14 protein-coding genes are annotated in these 19,887 nt (G+C 68.1%); 6 read left to right on the top strand and 8 right to left on the bottom strand.

The window, feature by feature from the left end; all coding sequences use genetic code 11:
* Positions 1 to 192 precede the first annotated feature (192 nt).
* Positions 193 to 1,128, top strand: a complete 936-nt coding sequence (gene rpoH, locus ACPUER_RS19765) for an RNA polymerase sigma factor RpoH (RefSeq protein ID WP_175963640.1) — start codon at positions 193 to 195, stop codon at positions 1,126 to 1,128.
* A gap of 20 nt (positions 1,129 to 1,148) precedes the next feature.
* Here the strand turns inward: rpoH and ACPUER_RS19760 are convergent, their stop codons facing one another.
* A complete protein-coding gene (locus ACPUER_RS19760) occupies positions 1,149 to 1,286 on the bottom strand; it encodes a hypothetical protein (protein WP_175963639.1) in 138 nt (45 codons plus the stop codon).
* 218 nt (positions 1,287 to 1,504) lie between these two features.
* On the opposite strand from ACPUER_RS19760, the gene cydP reads away from it, so the two are divergent.
* The 5 genes from cydP to ACPUER_RS19735 all read left to right on the top strand — a co-directional run bounded on the left by cydP (position 1,505) and on the right by ACPUER_RS19735 (position 7,754).
* A complete protein-coding gene (cydP, locus tag ACPUER_RS19755; protein WP_425131920.1) occupies positions 1,505 to 1,783 on the top strand; it encodes a cytochrome oxidase putative small subunit CydP in 279 nt (92 codons plus the stop codon).
* Complete coding sequence (locus tag ACPUER_RS19750; RefSeq protein ID WP_175963638.1) at positions 1,773 to 3,353, top strand: cytochrome ubiquinol oxidase subunit I; 1,581 nt, start codon at positions 1,773 to 1,775, stop codon at positions 3,351 to 3,353. The genes cydP and ACPUER_RS19750 overlap by 11 nt, the downstream gene beginning before the upstream one ends.
* A gap of 31 nt (positions 3,354 to 3,384) precedes the next feature.
* Entirely contained in the window at positions 3,385 to 4,521 is a 1,137-nt protein-coding gene (gene cydB, locus ACPUER_RS19745) for a cytochrome d ubiquinol oxidase subunit II (protein ID WP_175963637.1), read from the top strand.
* Between the two features lie 54 nt (positions 4,522 to 4,575).
* On the top strand, positions 4,576 to 4,698 hold the full coding sequence (cydX, locus tag ACPUER_RS19740; RefSeq protein ID WP_124862559.1) for a cytochrome bd-I oxidase subunit CydX: 123 nt from the start codon (positions 4,576 to 4,578) through the stop codon (positions 4,696 to 4,698).
* A 572-nt stretch (positions 4,699 to 5,270) separates the two neighbouring features.
* Positions 5,271 to 7,754, top strand: a complete 2,484-nt coding sequence (locus tag ACPUER_RS19735; protein ID WP_425131919.1) for a family 20 glycosylhydrolase — start codon at positions 5,271 to 5,273, stop codon at positions 7,752 to 7,754.
* Positions 7,755 to 7,897: 143 nt separating this feature from the next.
* On the opposite strand, the gene nagE is transcribed toward ACPUER_RS19735, so the two are convergent.
* The 7 genes from nagE to ACPUER_RS19700 form a co-directional block, all read right to left on the bottom strand.
* A complete protein-coding gene (nagE, locus tag ACPUER_RS19730) occupies positions 7,898 to 9,661 on the bottom strand; it encodes an N-acetylglucosamine-specific PTS transporter subunit IIBC (RefSeq protein ID WP_175963635.1) in 1,764 nt (587 codons plus the stop codon).
* An 87-nt stretch (positions 9,662 to 9,748) separates the two neighbouring features.
* Positions 9,749 to 12,331, bottom strand: coding sequence for a phosphoenolpyruvate--protein phosphotransferase (gene ptsP, locus ACPUER_RS19725; protein ID WP_310135245.1), 2,583 nt, complete (start codon positions 12,329 to 12,331; stop codon positions 9,749 to 9,751).
* 15 nt (positions 12,332 to 12,346) lie between these two features.
* Positions 12,347 to 13,363, bottom strand: coding sequence for an SIS domain-containing protein (locus tag ACPUER_RS19720; protein WP_175963664.1), 1,017 nt, complete (start codon positions 13,361 to 13,363; stop codon positions 12,347 to 12,349).
* The gene (gene nagA / locus ACPUER_RS19715; protein ID WP_175963633.1) at positions 13,356 to 14,459 is read right to left on the bottom strand and encodes an N-acetylglucosamine-6-phosphate deacetylase; all 1,104 of its coding nucleotides are present in this window, start codon (positions 14,457 to 14,459) and stop codon (positions 13,356 to 13,358) included. The genes ACPUER_RS19720 and nagA overlap by 8 nt, the downstream gene beginning before the upstream one ends.
* Positions 14,460 to 14,557: 98 nt before the next feature.
* Positions 14,558 to 15,292 (bottom strand): GntR family transcriptional regulator, encoded by a 735-nt coding sequence (locus ACPUER_RS19710; RefSeq protein WP_425131918.1) that lies wholly within the window; start codon positions 15,290 to 15,292, stop codon positions 14,558 to 14,560.
* Positions 15,293 to 15,619: 327 nt separating this feature from the next.
* A complete protein-coding gene (locus ACPUER_RS19705; RefSeq protein ID WP_425131917.1) occupies positions 15,620 to 18,826 on the bottom strand; it encodes an error-prone DNA polymerase in 3,207 nt (1,068 codons plus the stop codon).
* Positions 18,827 to 18,832: 6 nt separating this feature from the next.
* Positions 18,833 to 19,887 (bottom strand): Y-family DNA polymerase (locus tag ACPUER_RS19700; RefSeq protein ID WP_425131916.1); only part of this gene is annotated, 1,055 nt, incomplete at its 5' end.

Raw genomic sequence — 19,887 nt, 5'->3', positions numbered from 1 at the left:
TTTACGGAACTTCGATCCGCCGCCTTGGTCGCAATTTAGACTATCGACTCAACTATCTCGATAGAAAAATCGGGAACTCAGATGCCCACGCCCGCTCTAAGGAATTAGCACTCGGTTTACGGGAGTGCTAAGATTGGCCCCGGAATCTCATCCGAGACCCGGGGTTTGTCCCTGATTCCAAAGGAGTTTTTAGTGAGCAACGCCCTGACCCTTCCGAATATCCTGAGCCCGACGCCGGCCAAGGCCGAATCGGCAGGCTCGCTGGCGCTCGCAGCTCAATCGATGTTGCCGGGCCAGCTTGGCAACATCGACGCGTATATCCAGGCCGTCAATCGCATTCCTCTGCTGACGGCCGAAGAGGAACGCCAGTACGCAACCGAATTCCGCGAAAACAACAACCTCGACTCGGCGCGTCGCCTCGTGCTGTCGCACCTGCGTCTCGTCGTGTCGATCGCGCGCAACTATCTCGGCTACGGCCTGCCGCACGGCGACCTGATCCAGGAAGGCAACATCGGCCTGATGAAGGCCGTGAAGCGCTTCGATCCGGCCCAGAACGTGCGCCTCGTGTCGTACGCGATCCACTGGATCAAGGCCGAGATCCACGAGTACATCCTGCGCAACTGGCGCATGGTGAAGGTCGCGACGACGAAGGCGCAGCGCAAGCTGTTCTTCAACCTGCGCAGCCACAAGAAGAGCATGCAGGCGATGACGCCCGAGGAAATCGACGGCCTCGCGCAGGAGCTCAACGTCAAGCGCGAAGACGTGACCGAGATGGAAACGCGCCTGTCGGGCGGCGACATCGCACTCGAAGGGCAGGTGGAAGACGGCGAGGAGTCGTACGCGCCGATCGCCTACCTGGCCGACTCGCACAACGAGCCGACCGCCGTGCTTGCAGCGCGTCAGCGCGACACGCTGCAGACGGACGGCATCGCGCAGGCGCTCGACGCGCTCGACGCGCGCAGCCGTCGCATCATCGAGGCGCGCTGGCTGCACGTCGACGACGACGGCTCGGGCGGCTCGACGCTGCACGATCTCGCCGCCGAGTTCGGCGTGTCCGCGGAACGCATCCGCCAGATCGAAGCGAGCGCAATGAAAAAGATGCGCACCGCCCTCGCCGAATACGCATAAATCCGGCGATTCAGAGCGCTTCATCGAAAACCGCTGCCCGACCGGCAGCGGTTTTTTTTCGTCTGCTTTTTCCTGCTGCTTTTCCGCTTTTCCCGCTGCGTTTCATCCGCTTTACCGCCCGTTTCTTCGCCGATCAATTGACCTGATTCATCAGGCATTAGGCCGTTTTCGGACCCCTTCCGCACAACCTTGATCTGCCTCAAGTTTCAGCCCGCAGTTAGCGACGGTCTGCCGCAGCGCAGCACTCGGCATCGGAAAGCCGCCATCTTAAAATTGGCATGTCAGGCGCAAAAGGATTAAAACAGCTTTCACGGCCGTCATAAATCCGACGTAAAGTCGCCCCCAATCCGACCTAAATCGATTCAGGATAATCGCCTTGATCTCGATCAATAAAGAGCCTGCGCCGCCTCCCCAGCGGCCGGCCGGCACGATCGGCTGGCGTGCGCGCATCGCCGCGTGGGCTCGCGGACCGACCCTCACCCGCGACATCACCCTGGTGCTGATCGTCAAGCTGATCCTCCTGATGTCGCTCAAATACGCATTCTTCAATCATCCGCAGGCCGAGCACATGTCGCTTCCGCCTGCCGCCGTCGCCGAGAAGCTGCTCTCGGTACCGGCGCCTGCACCCACCGAGGGAGACCACCATGATAAGTAGTGAAGTCGTCGATCTATCACGCCTGCAGTTCGGCATCACGGCGCTCTACCACTTCCTGTTCGTGCCGCTGACGCTCGGCCTGTCCTGGCTGCTCGTCATCATGGAGGCCGTCTACGTGATGACCGGCAAGCAGGTCTACAAGGACATGACCCAGTTCTGGGGCAAGCTGTTCGGCATCAACTTCGCGATGGGCGTGACGACCGGCATCACGCTCGAATTCCAGTTCGGCACGAACTGGTCGTACTACTCGCACTATGTCGGCGACATCTTCGGCGTGCCGCTCGCGGTCGAAGGCCTGATGGCGTTCTTCCTCGAATCGACGTTCGTCGGCCTGTTCTTCTTCGGCTGGAACCGCCTGTCGAAGGTCAAGCACCTGATGGTCACGTTCCTTGTCGCGCTGGGCTCGAACCTGTCCGCACTGTGGATCCTCGTCGCGAACGGCTGGATGAACAACCCGGTCGGCGCCGAGTTCAACTACCAGACGATGCGGATGGAAATGACGAACCTGTTCGACGTGCTGTTCAACCCGGTCGCGCAGGTGAAGTTCGTGCACACGGTGTCGGCCGGCTACGTGTCGGCCGCGATGTTCGTGCTCGGCGTGTCGTCGTGGTACCTGCTGAAGAAGCGCGACATCGACTTCGCGCTGCGCTCGTTCGCGGTCGCTGCCGGCTTCGGCCTCGCGGCGACGCTCTGCGTGATCGTGCTCGGCGACGAATCGGGCTATACGACCGGCGAAGTGCAGAAGATGAAGCTCGCCGCGATCGAATCCGAATGGGAAACGCAGCCGGCGCCCGCATCGTTCACGCTGATCGGCATTCCGAACCAGGAAGAACAGCGTACCGACTACGCGATCAAGATCCCGTATGCGCTCGGCCTGATCGCGACGCGCTCGATCGACGAACCGGTGATCGGCCTGCGCGATCTCGCGAAGCGCAGCGAGGAGCACATCCAGAGCGGGATGATCGCGTACGGCGCGCTGCAGAAGATCAAGCAGGGCGACACGAGCGCCGCGACGCGCGAACTGTTCGACCAGCACAAGCAGTATCTCGGCTACGGGCTGATGCTCAAGCAGTTCACGCCGAACGTGACCGACGCGACGCCCGAGCAGATCAAGGCCGCCGCGAAGAAGACGATCCCGCCGGTCGCGCCCGTGTTCTTCTCGTTCCGGATCATGGTGGCCCTCGGCTTCCTGTTCGTCGCGACGTTCGTTGCCGCGTTCTGGTTCTGCGCGCGCCGCGAACTGCTGCAGGACAACCGCCGCTGGTTCCTGCGCTATGCGGTGTGGGCGATCCCGCTGCCGTGGATCGCGATCGAATTCGGCTGGATCGTCGCCGAGCTCGGCCGCCAGCCGTGGACGATCGCGGGCGTGCTGCCGACGCACCTGTCCGCGTCGAGCCTGACACCGACCGACCTGTACCTGAGTCTCGCGGGCTTCATCCTGTTCTACACCGCGCTGTTCGTCATCGAGATCAAGCTGATGTTCAAGTACGCGCGCCTCGGCCCGTCGTCGCTGCATACCGGCCGCTATCACCACGAACTCGCGGCCGCCAGCGAGCGCGCCCCGGCCTGAGCACGCACCCGAAACGGAACAAGGAATCGCTATGGACTATGCAACTCTCAAGCTGATCTGGTGGCTGCTCGTCGGCGTGCTGCTGATCGGCTTCGCCGTCACCGACGGCTTCGACATGGGCGCGACCGCGCTGCTGCCGTTCCTCGGCAAGACCGACGAGGAGCGCCGCATCATCGTCAACACGGTCGGCGCGACGTGGGAAGGCAACCAGGTGTGGCTGATCACGGCCGGCGGCGCGATGTTCGCGGCCTGGCCGCTCGTCTATGCCGCGTCGTTCTCCGGCTTCTACTTCGCGATGCTGCTCGTGCTGTTCGCGCTGTTCTTCCGGCCGGTGGGCTTCGACTACCGCAGCAAGCGGCCGGACCCGCGCTGGCGCGCGGGCTGGGACTGGGGCCTGTTCGCCGGCGGCTTCGTGCCGGCGCTCGTGTTCGGCGTCGCGTTCGGCAACCTGCTGCAGGGCGTGCCGTTCAAGTTCGACAGCGACCTGCGCGTGACCTATTACGGCAGCTTCTGGGCGCTGCTGAACCCGTTCGCGCTGCTGTGCGGGCTCGTCAGCCTCACGATGCTCGTCGCGCACGGCGCCGCGTTCATCAAGATGAAGACCGACGGCGTGATCGCGCGCCGCGCATCGATCGCGCTGCGTGTGGCGTCGTTCCTCGCAGTCGTGCTGTTCGTGCTGGCCGGCGTGCTGATCGCGTCGTATATCGGCGGCTTCCACATCACGAACGCCGCGCCGACCGACACGGTCGCGAACCCGCTGCTCAAGGACGTCGCCGCCGGCTCGGGCCTGTGGCTCGCGAACTACGGCGAGTTTCCGTGGATGATCGCGGCGCCGGTCGTCGGGATCGCGGGCGGCCTGCTGGCGCTGCTGCTCGCCGGCTCGAAGCAGGAGAAGACGGCGTTCTTATGCACGGGCCTGATGATCGTCGGCGTGATCCTGACCGCCGGCTTCTCGATGTTCCCGTTCATCATGCCGTCGTCGCTCGACCCGCGCAGCAGCCTGACCGTGTGGGATTCGACGTCGAGCCACAAGACGCTGCAGGTGATGCTGTTCGCGGTGATCGTGTTCCTGCCGATCGTCCTGATCTACACGGGCTGGGTGTATCGCGTGATGCGCGGCAAGGTCACGCGCCAGACGCTCGAAGAGAACAATCACTCGATGTATTGAACCGGGCCGGGGCGCGCAGGCGCCCCCGTCCACCGTTTCGCAAGGAGTCGGATCATGTGGTATTTCAGCTGGATTCTCGGTATCGGCGTCGCGCTGTCGTTCGGCATCGTCAATGCGATGTGGCTCGAAGCACGGCAGAAGACGCAGGAAGCGCCCGCGCGCGCGCGCCGCGACTGACGCGTGACATGCTGCGCGGCGGATCGCGCCGCCGCCGTCCGGAACGAACCTCGCTTCGCGCGAGGTTTTTTTTCGTCCCTGCCGACCGGACAGGCACCGCACGCCGATGCCAATTTAGCGCCAGATTGATACCACTTGAATACCAATAAAAGGTTTCATAAGATCGTTGGACACGGCCGCTGACAAGCCGAATCCTTCTGGGTGGGGGAGACATGCGAATCCCGTTTATGGCGCGCGCCTGCGCATCGTGTCGCCGGGCGGCGGCCGGTTGCCGTTCGGCGGCGCCTGTCGTCGCCAGCGTGCGCGGCCGGACGAACATAGCCGACCGCGGCCGCTTCGCCATTGCGGCCGTTGCCGCGCGCCGCCGATGAACGCGCGTACGCCGCCCCGCCGATCCGATCGGCACGCCTGCCCGCCTCCCGTTCCGTAACGCACGCCCCCGCGTGCCGAATGCGCGCGGTGCGGCCGCATCGCCCCGCACGCTGGCATCTCCCGCAGCTCCACTGAAAGACCCGATCGCAGCGACGTCACCCCACGACGCCGCTACGCCCCCTTTTTTCTCAGGAGTTCGAATGAAGCACACCTTGTCATCCCTCTTTGCCGGCGCGCTGATCGCAGCGCTGTCGCCGGCCGCGATCGGCGCCCAGCCGGCGTCGACCGCGGCCGGCGCAACCGCAGGCATCGCGCAGCCCACCGCGCAAGCGGCCAGTCTCGCGACGCTGCTGTCGAACGGCCTCGCGTTGCGCGTCGCCGTCGACAACAACCACGCAGCCGCGGCCGGCGTGCCGTGCGCCGATCTCGGCGCCGACGGCGCGGCCTGCGCGACGGGCCGCCTGATCCTGCAGAACCGCGGCCACCAGGCGATCGCCGACGGCGGCTGGAAGCTCTACCTGCACAGCATCCGCCGCCTGCTGCGGATCGATCGTCCGGGCTTCGCGCTGCGGCGGCTCACGGGCGACCTGTACGAGCTGACGCCGCAGCCGGGCTCGGTGCGGCTTGCGCCGGGCGAGCGCATCGAGCTGCCGTTCGTCGCCGAATACTGGCTGCTGCGCTACAGCGACGTGATTCCGCGCCCGTACGTCGTCGTCGACGGCGCGCCGCCCGCCGTGCTGCGCTACAACGACACCGACGACGAGCTGCGCTACGTCGAATCGCTGCCGGCCGACGCGCAGAACAACTCGACCGGCAATGCGCCGCCGGTAGCCGCCCGGCCCGACGCGAGCCGGGCGCTGCCGAGCGTGAAGCGCGAGCAGCCGCTGCCCGGCACGCTCGACCTGCGCGGCGTCGAGTTCGCGTTGCCGAACCTGCCGGACGCGCAGGTCGCGGCGCTGCGCGAGCGCGCGACGACGCTCGGCCTCGACGGCGCACGCGTGCCCGTGTGGGGTGCCGTCGCGCCGCGCCGGCTGCCGGCCGACATCGCGACGCCGGGCGGCTACCGGCTCGCGATCGGGCCGCGCGGCGTGTTCATCGAAGCCTACGATCGCGCGGGCCTCTACTACGGCGTGCAGACGCTCTTCTCGCTCGCGCCGGCCGGCGGCGGCCCGATCCCGGCGATGCTCGTCGAGGATGCGCCGCGCTTCACGCATCGCGGGATGCACGTCGACCTCGCGCGCAACTTCAAGCACCCGGCGACGCTGCGCCGCCTGATCGACCAGATGAGCGCATACAAGCTCAACCGCCTGCACCTGCATCTGTCCGACGACGAAGGCTGGCGCATCGAGATCCCCGGCCTGCCCGAGCTGACCGAGATCGGCTCGCGCCGCTGCCACGACCCGAGCGAGACGCGCTGCCTGCTGCCGCAGCTCGGCTCCGGCCCGGACAACCGCTCGGGCGGCGGCTACCTGACGCGCGACGACTACGTGGCGCTCGTGCGCTACGCGGCCGCGCGTTTCGTCGAGATCATTCCGGAGATCGACATGCCCGCGCACGCGCGCGCGGCCGTCGTGACGATGGAGGCGCGCTACCGTCGGCTGCATGCGGCCGGCCGCGAGCAGGAAGCGAACGCATACCGGCTGCTCGATCCGCAGGACACGTCGAACCTGCTGACGGTGCAGTTCTACGACCGCCGCAGCGACCTGAACCCGTGCGTGCCGGGCGCGCTCAATTTCGCGTCGAAGGTGATCCGCGAGATCGCGGCGATGCATGCGGACGCGCAGGCGCCGCTGCACACCTGGCACTATGGCGGCGACGAGGCGAAGAACATCCTGCTCGGCGCGGGCTTTCAGCCGCTGAACGGCACCGACCCGAACAAGGGCCGCATCGATCTCGCCGCGCAGGACAAGCCGTGGGCGCGTTCGCCCGCATGCACGGCGCTGCTCCAGCGCGGCGAGATCAAGTCGATCGACGAACTGCCGACGCGTTTCGCGCAACAGGTGAGCGCGGCCGTCAACGCGAACGGGATCGACACGATGGCCGCGTGGCAGGACGGCATCAAGCATGCGAACGGGCCGCAGGACTTCGGCACGCGCCACGTGATGGTGTCGCTGTGGGACACGATCTTCTGGGGCGCGTCGGACAGCGCGCGCGACCTGAGCGGCAAGGGCTACCTGACGGTGCTGGCGCTGCCCGACTACCTGTACTTCGACTTCCCGTACACGCTCAACCCGCGCGAGCGCGGCTACTACTGGGGCTCGCACGCGACGGACGAGTACAAGGTGTTCTCGCTCGCGCCGGAGAACCTGCCGCAGAACGCCGAGGTGATGGGCGACCGTGGCGGCAACGCGTTCGAGGTAACGGGCTCGGGCCCCGCGCCGCGTGTCGAAGGCATGCAGGGGCAGGCGTGGGGCGAGGTGATGCGCAACGACACCTTCCTCGAATACATGGCCTACCCGCGGCTGCTCGCGCTCGCCGAGCGCGCGTGGCACCGGGCCGACTGGGAGCTGCCGTACGCGGCCGGCGTGCGCTACAAGCGCGGCGATACGCATCACGTCGACACGGCCGCGCTGCAGCGCGACTGGGCCGGCTTCGCGACGCTGCTCACGCAACGCGAATTGCCGAAGCTCGACCGCGCGGGCATCGGCTTCCGGAAGCCGACCTTCACGCTGACGAACCCGTGAACGGTTGAGCGGTTGAGCGATGCGGACGAACGCATCGCGCAATCGCCCCACCAAAGCAAAACGGCTTGCGACGCATCGCAAGCCGTTTTCGTTTCTGCCGACCGGCCCGAACCCGCAGCGCGGGTCCTGCCGGCCTTATTGCGTCATGCCGGTTGCGCTGCCGCCCCGCCTGCCGCCGGCGGCAGGCGGGCGCCGAGCTGTTCGGCATAGCGTGCCGCCGCGTTGCCGCAGACGATGTGGAACGTGTCGAGCGACACCCACGCGACGTCGAGCGCGCCGAGACGATCGCGATCGACCGCCGACGGATCGCGCACGACGACGCGCAGGCGCGTGGTCGCGACCGCGTCGAGCGACGCGACGTTGGTCGCCCCGCCGAATACCGCGAGCCAGCGTGCCGGCTCCGGATCGAGCGGGCCGGCGGCCGCGCCCGTGACGGGCTGCGCCGCGGCGGCCGTCGCCGTCGACGCCGCGCCGGTCGCACCGCTGCCGATCGCGGTACGCATCTCGTCGGCAATGAGGTCGGCCTCGGGCCCGATGATCACCTGCACGCTGTTGCCGCCGCGCTTGAGCACGCCGCGCGCGCCGATCGACTTCAGTTCCGGCTCCGATACCTGCTCCGGATCGACGACGGTCAGGCGCAGGCGCGTCGTGCATGCGTCGACGACCGTCAGGTTGCCCGCCCCGCCGAGCGCGGCGATGTAGCGCTGCGCGCGCGGTGCAGCCGATGCGGCGCCCGCGGCCGGCGCGACGAAGCCGCCCGATGCGTACGATTCCGCCGCCGCGTCGGCCGATGCCGGCTCACGGCCCGGCGTCGCCATGCTGAACTTGCGGATGAAGAAGCGGAACAGCCCGTAGTACGCGGCGCCGTATGCGATGCCGAGCGGAATCGCGATCCAGCCCTTCGTCGACAGCCCGTAGTTCAGCACGTAGTCGATCGCACCGGCCGAGAACGTGAAGCCGAGCTTCACGCCGAGGATCTGGCAGATCGCGAGCGACAGCCCCGTCAGCACCGCGTGGATCACGTACAGCACCGGCGCGAGGAACATGAAGCTGAACTCGATCGGCTCGGTCACGCCGGTCAGGAACGACGTCAGCGCCATCGAGAACAGCAGGCCGCCGACCATCGCGCGGCGCTCCTTCGGCGCTTCGTGCAGCATGGCCAGACACGCAGCCGGCAGGCCGAACATCATGATCGGGAAGAAGCCAGCCATGAAGGTGCCCGCGGTCGGGTCGCCCGCGAAGAAGCGGTGCAGGTCGCCGTGCACGATGTCGCCGCCGGCGGGCGGCGTGAAGTTGCCGAACACGAACCACGCGAGCGAGTTGATGATGTGGTGCAGGCCCGTGACGAGCAGCAGGCGGTTCAGGAAGCCGAACACGAACGCACCGATCGCGCCCGCCGTCGTCAGCCACTGGCCGGCCGCGTCGATCGCATGCTGGACCGGCTGCCACACGTACCCGAACACGATGCCGAGTATCACGCAGACCAGCCCCGTGATGATCGGCACGAACCGTTTGCCGCCGAAGAACGCGAGGTAGTCCGGCAGCTTGATGTCCTTGAAGCGGTTGTACAGCAAGCCCGCGACCACACCCGCGATGATCCCGGACAGCACGCCCATGTTCAGCTTGGGATCGATGTCCTTCATGATCGCGGTTTCGATCAGGTAGCCGATCGCACCCGCAAGCGCAGCGACGCCGTTGTTGTCCTTCGCAAAGCCGACCGCCACGCCGATCGCGAACAGCAGCGGCAGGTTGTCGAAGATCGCACCGCCGGCGTCGGCGATCATCTTGATGTTGAACACGTCCGGCTGGCCGAGCCGCAGCAGGATGCCGGCGACCGGCAATACCGCGATCGGCAGCATCAGCGCCCGGCCCAGGCCCTGTATTTTCAGAAACGGATTCCCGTTCATTCAGTCCTCCAATCCTTGTCTCGTCATGAATCGTCGTTGACCTAATTGCTTTCGTAGTGAAACGGGTCGCGAGCCTGCCTTCGACGTTCAGTCGAGCGGCCAGACCTCGCGGCTTGCTGCCCTTACCGCCTGCGCCGAATCGAGCGCGAGCAGATCCTGCGCGCGCTGACGGCACAACTGGTAATCGAGACGGCGCACACGCGCCTTGATGCCCGGCACCGCTACCGGGTCGACCGACAGTTCGGTCACGCCGAGGCCGACCAGAATCGGCACCGCGAGCGGATCGCCGCCGAGCGCGCCGCACACGCCGACCCACTTGCCGTGCTTCGCGGCGCCGCGCACCGCGATGTCGATCAGGCGCAGCACGGCCGGATGCAGGCCGTCGGATTGCGCGGCCAGATCGGCCTGGCAGCGGTCCATCGCGAGCGTGTACTGCGTCAGGTCGTTGGTGCCGATCGACAGGAAATCCGCGTGTTGCGCGAGCTGGTCGGCCAGCAGTGCGGCCGACGGCACCTCGATCATCACGCCGACCTCGATCGGCTCGGTGCGGCCCTGCGCGCGCGCGAACTCGTCGATGCGCTTTCTGAGCCGCACGATCTCGCCCGCGTCGGTGACCATCGGCAGCAGGATGCGCACCGCGCCGAACGGCTTCACCGCGAGCAGGCCCTGCAACTGATCGTCGAGCAGATCCGGGCGCACCTGCGCGAGGCGGATGCCGCGCAGGCCGAGCGCCGGGTTCGGCTCGGGCGGCAGCGTCAGGTAGTCGACTTCCTTGTCGGCGCCGACGTCGAGCGTGCGGATGATCGCCGTGCGGCCCTGCAGTGCGTCGACGATCGACTGGTAGCTCTGCTGGTGTTCGACGACCGTCGGCGCGGCCTGGCGATGGATGAACATCAGTTCGGTGCGCAGCAGGCCGACCGCGTCCGCGCCGTTGTCGACCGCGGTGTTCGCGTCGTCGAGCGTCGCGATGTTCGCGGCCACCTCGATCGCGCGGCCGTCGGCCGTCACGGCGGCAACGCCTGCCAGCTGCCGGTTCGCTTCGCGCACGCCGTCCAGGCGCTGGCGCTCGTGCCGCGCGCGTTCGACGTCGAGCGCGGTCGGCGCGTGTTCGAGACGGCCCGCGCTCGCATCGACGACGACCTGCGTGCCGTCCGGAATCGCATACAGCGCATCGCCGACCGCGACCAGCGCAGGGATGCCGAGCTGCCGCGCGATGATCGCCGCGTGCGACGTCGCACCGCCGCGCGCCATCACGAGCGCGGTCACGCGCTGGCGATCGAGCGACGACAGGTCCGACGGCGTGAATTCCTCGGCCGCGAGCACGGCCTCGTCGGGCAGCGCACGCGCCGCGCCGTTCGTGTGGCCGAGCGCGCGCAGCACGCGCTTCTCGATGTCGCGCAGGTCGGCTGCGCGTTCGGCGAGCAGCGCGTCGTCGAGCTTCGACAGCGTGTCGATCTGCGTGCGGATCGTCGCGCGCCATGCGAAGCCCGCGCCCTTGCCGAGGCTGATCAGGTCGCGTGCCGCGTCGATCAGCGTCGGGTCCTCCAGCAGCACGCGATGCACCGCGAAGATGCCCGCTTCGCCGACCGCGCCGCGCGCCGATGCGCTGCGCACCGTTTCGTCGAGTTCGGCATCGACTGCCTTCAGTGCCTGGTCGAGCTGGCGGCTTTCCGTGGCCGGCGTGCCGGCTGCCTGCTCGGGCGGCACGATTTCCGCATCGTCGAGACGCACCAGCGTGCCGACCGCGATGCCGGGGGCCGCACACACGCCCGCGAGCGAGTTCGGGTCAATCGGCGCGCCGACGTTGCGCGCGACCGTCTGCGGCGCGGGCGACCTCAGCCGTGCCGGCTTTTCCTCGACCTCGCCGTGCGCTTCGCGCAGCAGTTCGTGCTCGACCGCATCGACGGCCTGCTGTGCGTGCGCGCCGCGGCCGACCAGTTCGACCGTCGCGCCTTCGCCGGCGCCGAGGCCGAGCAGGCCGACGACGCTCGCGATCGAAGCCTTGCGGCCGTCGAACAGCACGTCGACGGTCGCGTCGAGCCCGCGCACGGCTTCACGCGCACGCGCGGCCGGCCGCGCATGCAGGCCGCCCGGCTGCGCCAGCACGATTTCGCGGCGCACTTCGTTGTGCGCCGCCGCGCCGGCCTGCGCCGCCTGCGCGGCGGCTTCGCCCTTGCCGCGCAGCGCGAGCAGCGGCGTCTCGCCGGCCGTCGCGAAACCGCTCGCACGGTCGACGACCTCGAACGCGTCGGAGTTCGCGATCGCGATCACCGACACGAGCGAATGCGCGCTGCGCGCGACCGCGTCCTGGTCGAACTCGATCAGCAGATCGCCCGCCTCGACGCGCGCGCCGGCCTCGACGTGCGCGGCGAAGCCCTGCCCGTTCAGCTCGACGGTGTCGATGCCGATGTGCAGCAGCACTTCCGCGCCTTGCGGCGTCGTGATCGTCACCGCGTGGCCCGTGCGCGCGAGATGCGACACGATGCCCGCGCACGGCGCGACGAGCCTGCCCGCGAGCGGGTCGATGCCGATGCCGTCGCCGAACATCCCGCCGGAGAACACCGGATCGGGCACGTCGGCCAGCGGAACGATCGGCCCCGTCAGCGGGGCAAGCAGGACGATCTGATCGTGGGTGGGACTCTTCAACTGGGACTCCTCGGCGCGTCTCATCGGCGGTCTCGGCTATCAGTGCGTTTCGGTGACTTTGTTCAGGTGGCGCGGCGTGTCGGGATTGCGGCCGCGCGCGACGGCAAGATCCGCCGCCATCACGTAGAACGAAAGAATGGCGGCGATCGGGTCGAGCGCCGGATGGGCGGATTGCGCGAGCGGCAGCACCGTGCCCGATACGCCGGGCGTGCCGGCGGGCGCCGCGAGCAGCACGGCGGCACCGCGTGCACGCATGTCTTGCGCGAGCTGCAGCAGGCCGGCCTGTTCGGGCCCCGGCGGCGCGAACACGAGCAGCGGATAGTCGCGGTCGATCAGCTCCATCGGCCCGTGACGGACTTCGGCGCTCGAGAACGCCTCGGCCTGGATGCCGGACGTTTCCTTCAGCTTCAGCGCGGCTTCCTGCGCGATCGCGAGACCGAGGCCGCGGCCGATGACGATCATCCGCTCGACGCCCGCGAGCGCGGCAACGGCCTGCGACCAGTCGAGCCGGCCGGCCTGCGCGAGCACGTCGGGCAAGCCGCGCAGCGCGGTCATCAGCGCGGCGTCGCGCTGCCAGTAAGCGACGATCTGCGCGGACAGCGACAGCATCGCGATATAGCTCTTCGTCGCGGCGACCGACAGTTCGGGGCCGGCGAGCAGCGGCAACTGGTGCTCGCACGCATCGGCGAGCGGCGACGGCAGCACGTTCACGGCGGCGACGGTGCGCGCGCCGGCTTCGCGCAGCGCGGCCATCGTGTTGACGAGGTCGGGGCTCTTGCCCGACTGGGAGAATGCGATCGCGAGTTGATCCTGCACCTTCAGCGGCGCCTGCTGCAGCGTCGCGACCGACATCGGCAGCGACGCGACCGGCACGCCGAGGCGGCTCATCGTCAGGCTCGCGAAATAGCTCGCGGCGTGATCCGAGCTGCCGCGCGCGACCGTCAGCGCGACGGCCGGCGGGTGATCGAGCAATTGGCCGGCGAGCGCTTCGACGCGCGTGGTGTCGGCGATTTGCGCGGCGACGACCTGGGCGGACTCGCGCGCTTCCTTAAGCATATTCGACAATCGATTCTCCTTCGACATAGGTCGCGGTGAGGTTCAGGTCGCGATCGAACACCGCGAGGTCGGCCCATGCGCCGCGCTCGAGGCGGCCGCGATCGGCGACGCCGAGGTAGTCGGCCGCATAGCGCGACATCCGGTTCGACACGTCGGCGATCGGCAGGCCGAGCGACACGAGGTTGCGCAGCGCCTGGTCCATCGTCAGCGTGCTGCCGGCGAGCGTGCCGTCGGCGAGCCGCACGCCGCCGAGGCACTTCGTCACGTGCTGGCTGCCGAGCCGGTATTCGCCGTCGGGCATGCCGGTTGCGGACGTGCTGTCGGTCACGACGTACAGGCGCGGGATCGCGCGCAGCGCAGCACGAATCGCGCCCGGGTGCACGTGCAGCAGGTCGGGAATGATTTCCGCGTATTCGGCATGCGCAAGCGCCGCGCCCACCAGGCCCGGGTTGCGGTGATGCAGCGGCGACATCGCGTTGAACAGGTGCGTGAAGCCGCATGCGCCGTGCTTGAGCGCGGCGACGGCATCGTCGTAGGTCGCGAGCGAGTGGCCGAGCTGCACGCGCACGCCGCGCGCGGCCATCTCGCCGATGATCTCGATGTGGCCGGCGATTTCCGGCGCGAGCGTGACGACGCGGATCGGCGCGATCGACAGGTACTTCAGCACTTCGTCGAGCACGGCCGACACGGCCGCGTCGGGCTGCGCGCCGAGCTTGCCCGGGTTGATGTACGGCCCTTCGAGGTGCACGCCGAGCACGCGCGCGCCGCCCGGCGTGCGGGTGCGCGCGACGCTGCCGAGATTGCCGACGACCTTCATCAGTTCGTCGCGCGGCGCGGTCATCGTCGTCGCGAGCAGGCTCGTCGTGCCGAATTGCGCGTGCGTGCGGGCGATCGTCTCGATCGCGTCGCCGCCTTCCATCACGTCGGCGCCGCCGCCGCCGTGCACGTGCAGGTCGATGAAGCCGGGCAGGATGTACGGCGCGTCGTTCTTCGCGGGATCGGCGGGCGTCCCGTCGAGCGTGGTGATGCGGCCGTTCTCGCTATCGAGCGAACCGTGAATCCAGCCGGCGGGGGTGAGGATGTTTCCAGTCAGCATGACGTTCTCTTGATGATCTGGTGACGCGGGCATCCGCGTCGTGATTTGCAAATCCGTGTCGTTGCTTCGCGCATGTCGCGCGCGGGCAGTCGCGCGCGTCAGCGTTTCAGTTCGGCGACGAAGTCGTAGTAGTCGTCGCGGCAATACGATTCGGTCACTTCGATCGCGCGCTGGTCGGCACCGTAGCCGATGCGCGTGATCACGAGCAGCGCCGCGCCCGGCTTCACCGCCATCCATTTCGCGATCTCGCGCGTCGCGTTCACCGCGCGAAAGTGCTGCAGCGCGCGCACGACAACCATGCCGCGCGCTTCCAGGTATTCGTACAGCGATGCGCCGAGCGCCTGCGGATCGGGCACCACCGCGGCCGGCAGCGTCGAATGCTCGACGGCCATCACGATGCCGTCCGCGCGGCGCAGCCGTTCGAGCCGAGCAACCGTCGCGCCCGGCGCGGGGCCGAGATGCACGATCTCGTCGCGGCTCGCGGCACGCAGCCTGCGCGACAGCCACACCGAATCGGGCATGAAGCCGCGCTGCTGCATCTTCGCGGTGAAGCCGACGAGACGCGACAGCGGATCGGCGACGCGCGGCGTGATGAAGCTGCCCGCACCGCGCGCCCGCGTGATCAGCCCCTGTTCGACCAGCAGCGCGAGTGCGCGGCGGGCCGTGATCCGCGATACGCCGACCGACACCGACAGCAGCCGCTCCGACGGCAGCGCCTCGCCGGCCCGCCACGCGCCGCCGTGAATCGCGCTCGCCAGGTTGCGGGCGAGCTGCAGGTAGAGCGGCGTGTCGCTGAGGGGATCGGGCGCCAGTTCGGACCAGCCGGTTTCCATGTGCCTCCGGGTGTCGGACGACGACCTCGGGCCGTCGAAAGTGAACGCATTATATAACCACCATAATACCAGTCAACGAACTGGTATTAGCGGCGTGAAAATCGCCGAAAGCCTTGCCGCGCAAGCGTTTTAGTGCCGGGAAAGCCTTTGTTTACAATGCTGTACGGGATAGGGATTTACCCGATGTGGTATGCAAGGGGACAGTTCCAGTGCCCGGTTCAGCCAGGTTTCGGGTGCGAATATGAGACCGGGATAGAACCAGTTGAGCCGACTGGTATGCATCGTGGGGCGAAGCGCCGCGCAGGCGGGCGGCACGCGTCGGGGGAGTCAGTGGAATTCGCGACTCGACGTGCGCAGGCCGCCGAGCAGCGGCGTCAGATCCTCGAAATGCTGCGCGACGAGGTGCCTCACGTCGCTCACGACCTGCCACACGCCGGACGCTGCGAGCAGCCGCGAATCGAGGGTTTCGCGGCGCTGCCGCGCGAGCAGTTCGGGCCGGACGATCACGTTCACGCAACCCGTTTCGTCCTCGAGCGTCATGAACATCACGCCTTTCGCGGTGCCTGGCATCTGCCGCGCGGTCACGAGCCCGCACGCGCGTGCGAGCCGGCCGTCAGGTCGGTCGCGCAGTTCGGCCGCGGACGACAGCCGCTGCGCGCGCAGCGCGGGCCGCAGCAGCGCGACCGGATGGCGGTTCAGCGTGAGGCCGGTGGTGTGATAGTCGGCGAGGATGTCGTCGGCCTCCGACGGCGCGCCGAGCACGGGCTTCTCCGCTTCGTCGATCGGCGCGGCGGCGAGCAGGTCGCGCTCCGGCGCCGCGGCGACGGCCTGCCACAGTGCATCGCGGCGATGGCCGGCGAGCGTCGCGAGCGCGTTCGCGGCGGCGAGCGCTTCGAGGTCGCGGCGTTCGAGCTGCGCGCGACGCGCAAGGGTGTCGACGTTCTCGAACGGACCCGCCGCGCGTGCGGCTTCGATGCGGCGCGCGGCGGCTTCGCCGAGGCCGCGCACGAGCGACAGGCCGAGCCGCACGGCAGGCTGGCCGTGCGGCGGCGGCGGCTGGCCGGGCAGCGCTTCGAGCGATGCTTCCCAGTCGCTTTGCGTGACATCGACCGGCAGGACCTGCACGCCGTGGCGCTTCGCGTCCTGCACGAGTTGCGACGGCGGGTAGAAACCCATCGGCTGGCTGTTCAGCAATGCGGCGAGAAAGATCGCCGGTTCGTGGCATTTGAGCCAGCTGCTGGCGTAGGCGAGCTTCGCGAAGCTCGCCGCGTGGCTTTCGGGGAAACCGTAATCGCCGAAGCCCTTGATCTGCTCGAAGATCTGTTCGGCGAATTCGGGCGGATAGTCGCGCTCGCGCATCCCGTCGACGATCTTGCGGTGATATTGCTCCAGATTGCCCTTGCGCTTCCACGCGGCCATCGCGCGACGCAACTGGTCGGCTTCGCCGGGCGTGAAGCCGGCCGCGATCATCGCGACCTGCATCACCTGCTCCTGGAAGATCGGCACACCCTGCGTGCGTTCGAGCGCGGGCTTCAGATCTTCCTTCGGGTAACTGACCTTTTCGATGCCCTGCCTCCGCTTCAGATAGGGATGCACCGCTCCGCCCTGAATCGGCCCCGGCCGCACGATCGCCACCTCGATCACCAGATCGTAATAATTGCGCGGCCGCAGGCGCGGCAGCATCGACATCTGCGCGCGCGATTCGATCTGGAACACGCCGACCGTGTCGGCGCGGCAGATCATGTCGTAGGTCGCTTCATCATCCTGCGGAATGTGTTTCAGCGTGAATGGCTCGCCGCCCGGCTCCGGCGGCCCGCGCCACGCGGTGCGCATGTCGAATGCGCGATGCAGCGCCGACAGCATGCCGAGTGCCAGCACGTCGACCTTCATCAGTCCGAGCGCCTCGAGATCGTCTTTATCCCACTGGATCACGCGCCGCCCGTCCATCGCCGCGTTCTCGACCGGCACGAGCCGCGTGAGCTTGCCGCGGCTGATCACGAAGCCGCCGGAGTGCTGCGACAGGTGGCGCGGAAAATTGAGCAATCGCCCCGCCAGTTCGGCCCATGCGCGAATCAGCGGCGTTTCGGGATCGAGCCCGGTCGTCGCGAACTTCTGCAGCAGATCGCGGCTGCCGTCGAACCAGCGGTGCCCTTTCGCAACGCGATCGACCAGCATCGGATCGACGCCGAGCGCCTTGCCGGTTTCGCGCAGCACGCCGCGCGGGCGATACGTCGATACGGCGGCGGCGAGCGCGGCGCGATCGTGTCCGTATTTTTCGTAGATATGCTGGATCACTTCTTCCCGACGCTGATGCTCGAAGTCGACGTCGATGTCGGGCGGCTCGCCGCGTTCCTCGCTGATGAAACGCTCGAACAGCATCGTGCTCTGATCGGGATTCACTTCGGTGATGCCGAGGCAGTAACAGACGACCGAGTTCGCGGCCGAGCCCCGGCCCTGGCACAGGATGTTCTGGCTGCGCGCGTATTTGACGATGTCGTAGACGGTCAGGAAGAACGGTTCGTAGTTCAGCTTCGCGATCAGGTCGAGTTCATACCGGATCTGCTTCGCCACTTTCTCCGGAATACCCTGCGGATAGCGCCCGGCCGCCCCTGCCCTGGTTTCCTGCTCCAGATAGCTCGTCGGCGTGAGCCCCTTCGGCACGATCTCGTCGGGATACTCGTAGCGCAGCGAATCGAGTTCGAAATGACACGCATCGAGAATCGCGCACGTCTGCGCGATCTCGTCCGGCGAGAACAGTTCTGCGATTCGCTGTCGCCTGCGCAGATGCTGCTCCGCGTTCGGCGCGAGCGCATAGCCGCATTCCGAGACCGGCATCCCGATCCGGATCGCCGTCATCACGTCCTGCAGCGGCTTGCATGACCGCCGGTGCATCGTCACGTCGCCAAGCGCAACGATGCGCACCCCACGCCGCGCGCCGGCCGCACGAATCTCCTCGCGTTGCGCACCGTCCAGCGCGCGCTGCAACTGCACGAGCCCCAGCCGCGCACGCTCGCCGAATGTCGCGCGAAACCATGCGACCTGCGCATCGAGTACGTCCGCACGCACCGGATACGCGGGCACGAGAATCGCGAAGCAGTCGGGCATTCCGCGCAAGTGTGCAAACGCCTCGGGCGGCACCGACAGCATCCTCGACGTCAGTCGATACGTGCCCTTCGGCGATGCCATCCGCCGCCACGAAATCAGCTCGGACAGGTTGCCGTAACCCTCGCGGTTCTGCGCGAGCAGCACGAGTCCGAACGCGCCGGGGCCCGGATCGTGGCCAGGTGCGACTTCATCCGGTGTGACTTCGAAATACGAACCGATGACGAGCGGCAGCCCTTTCGCCTTCGCCTCGACATGCATGCGCGGCGCGCCTGCGAGCGAGCATTCGTCGGTGATCGCGATCCCGCGATAGCCGAGCTCGAACGCGCGCTCGACCAGTTCCTCCGCATGCGACGCGCCATGCAGGAACGAAAAGTTCGAGCGGCAGAACAACTCCGCGTAGTCGGGAAGAAACTGGTATTGCGCAGCCATCACCGCTCACCCGAACAGGCCGTGCAGAAACCAGTGCGGAGCCGACCGACTGCTCGTCCGCTCCCTGAATACCCAGTAGCACGCCCCCTCTTCGCCCTGCGCAACGTAGTAATCGCGCGCGGCCAATTGACCATCGAACCACCCGGCCTCGATCCGTTCCGCCGACGACATCATCCTGAGCGGCGTATGAAATACCGGCCGCTCCCCGCGCATCAGCAACGGCAGCGGCTCGGCCAGCAGCCACGCGGGACGCGGCGGCACGGCCGGCGGACCAGCGGCCGGCTTGCCGGCCTGCGCATCGAACGGCAGCCAGCGGTTCGCGGCTTCGGGCCGGTGATCGGCGACGGGCGCCGCGCGCAGCACGTTCTCCGCGCCGAGCCGCGCGACCAGCAACTCGAACAGCCGCGCGCGCGTCTCGCGCGTGCCGCCCGGCTCGGGAAACAGATCGTCGGCCGGCGGCGCGACCGATTCGACGCGCGTGGCCTTCAGGCGCACCGCGATCACCGCGGCCGGCAACTCGACGCGCGCGAGCCGCTCGCCGAGCAGCCGCATGAAGTGCGCCTCGTCGCGTACGGGCGCGGCGAACGCGAGTTCGAGCGGCGTCGGCGGCACGGCCTGGCGGCCGCGCTCGTGCTCGAGATCGAACGTCATCGCGGCCAGCGACAGTTGCCGCGCGGCCAGCCAGCCGCAGAGCTGCACGACGAGCCGGCGCGCGGCGAACAGCACGGCTTCCGCGTATTCGACGCGCTCCGGCAATTCGAGCCGCACGTCGAACACGGGCGGCACCGCCATCCACGCAAGCGGCTCGACCGCTTCGCCGTATGCACGATCGAGCGCGGCCAGCAGCGCGGGACCGCAGCGGCGCTGCAGCCCCGCGCGCGGCAGGCGGCGCAGATCGGCGAGCGTGCGGCAACCGAGGCCGTCGAACCAGCCCGCATACGGGCGCGCATCGGGCAGCAGCACACAGGGCAGCCCGTCGAGCGAGCGGACGAGCGACGCGTGGCCGGCGACGCGGCGCCGGATGCGCGCGCGCGCCGACGTGCGCGCGAGCAGCCACGCGC

Origin of the sequence: Burkholderia sp. DN3021 (assembly GCF_049805555.1) — a bacterium.
In the GTDB taxonomy this organism is placed as follows: domain Bacteria; phylum Pseudomonadota; class Gammaproteobacteria; order Burkholderiales; family Burkholderiaceae; genus Burkholderia; species Burkholderia pyrrocinia_C.
Note: the sequence above shows the minus strand (reverse complement) of the source record. Positions and strands in the feature narration are given on the sequence as shown.

Coding starts and splice junctions, on each gene's coding strand:
- ACPUER_RS19760 (WP_175963639.1), bottom strand. CDS start 1,286: ATGCCTGATGAATCAGGTCAATTGATCGGCGAAGAAACGGGCGGTAAA.
- ACPUER_RS19750 (WP_175963638.1), top strand. CDS start 1,773: ATGATAAGTAGTGAAGTCGTCGATCTATCACGCCTGCAGTTCGGCATC.
- cydB (WP_175963637.1), top strand. CDS start 3,385: ATGGACTATGCAACTCTCAAGCTGATCTGGTGGCTGCTCGTCGGCGTG.
- cydX (WP_124862559.1), top strand. CDS start 4,576: ATGTGGTATTTCAGCTGGATTCTCGGTATCGGCGTCGCGCTGTCGTTC.
- ACPUER_RS19735 (WP_425131919.1), top strand. CDS start 5,271: ATGAAGCACACCTTGTCATCCCTCTTTGCCGGCGCGCTGATCGCAGCG.
- nagE (WP_175963635.1), bottom strand. CDS start 9,661: ATGAACGGGAATCCGTTTCTGAAAATACAGGGCCTGGGCCGGGCGCTG.
- ptsP (WP_310135245.1), bottom strand. CDS start 12,331: ATGAGACGCGCCGAGGAGTCCCAGTTGAAGAGTCCCACCCACGATCAG.
- ACPUER_RS19720 (WP_175963664.1), bottom strand. CDS start 13,363: ATGCTTAAGGAAGCGCGCGAGTCCGCCCAGGTCGTCGCCGCGCAAATC.
- nagA (WP_175963633.1), bottom strand. CDS start 14,459: ATGCTGACTGGAAACATCCTCACCCCCGCCGGCTGGATTCACGGTTCG.
- ACPUER_RS19710 (WP_425131918.1), bottom strand. CDS start 15,292: ATGGAAACCGGCTGGTCCGAACTGGCGCCCGATCCCCTCAGCGACACG.
- ACPUER_RS19705 (WP_425131917.1), bottom strand. CDS start 18,826: ATGGCTGCGCAATACCAGTTTCTTCCCGACTACGCGGAGTTGTTCTGC.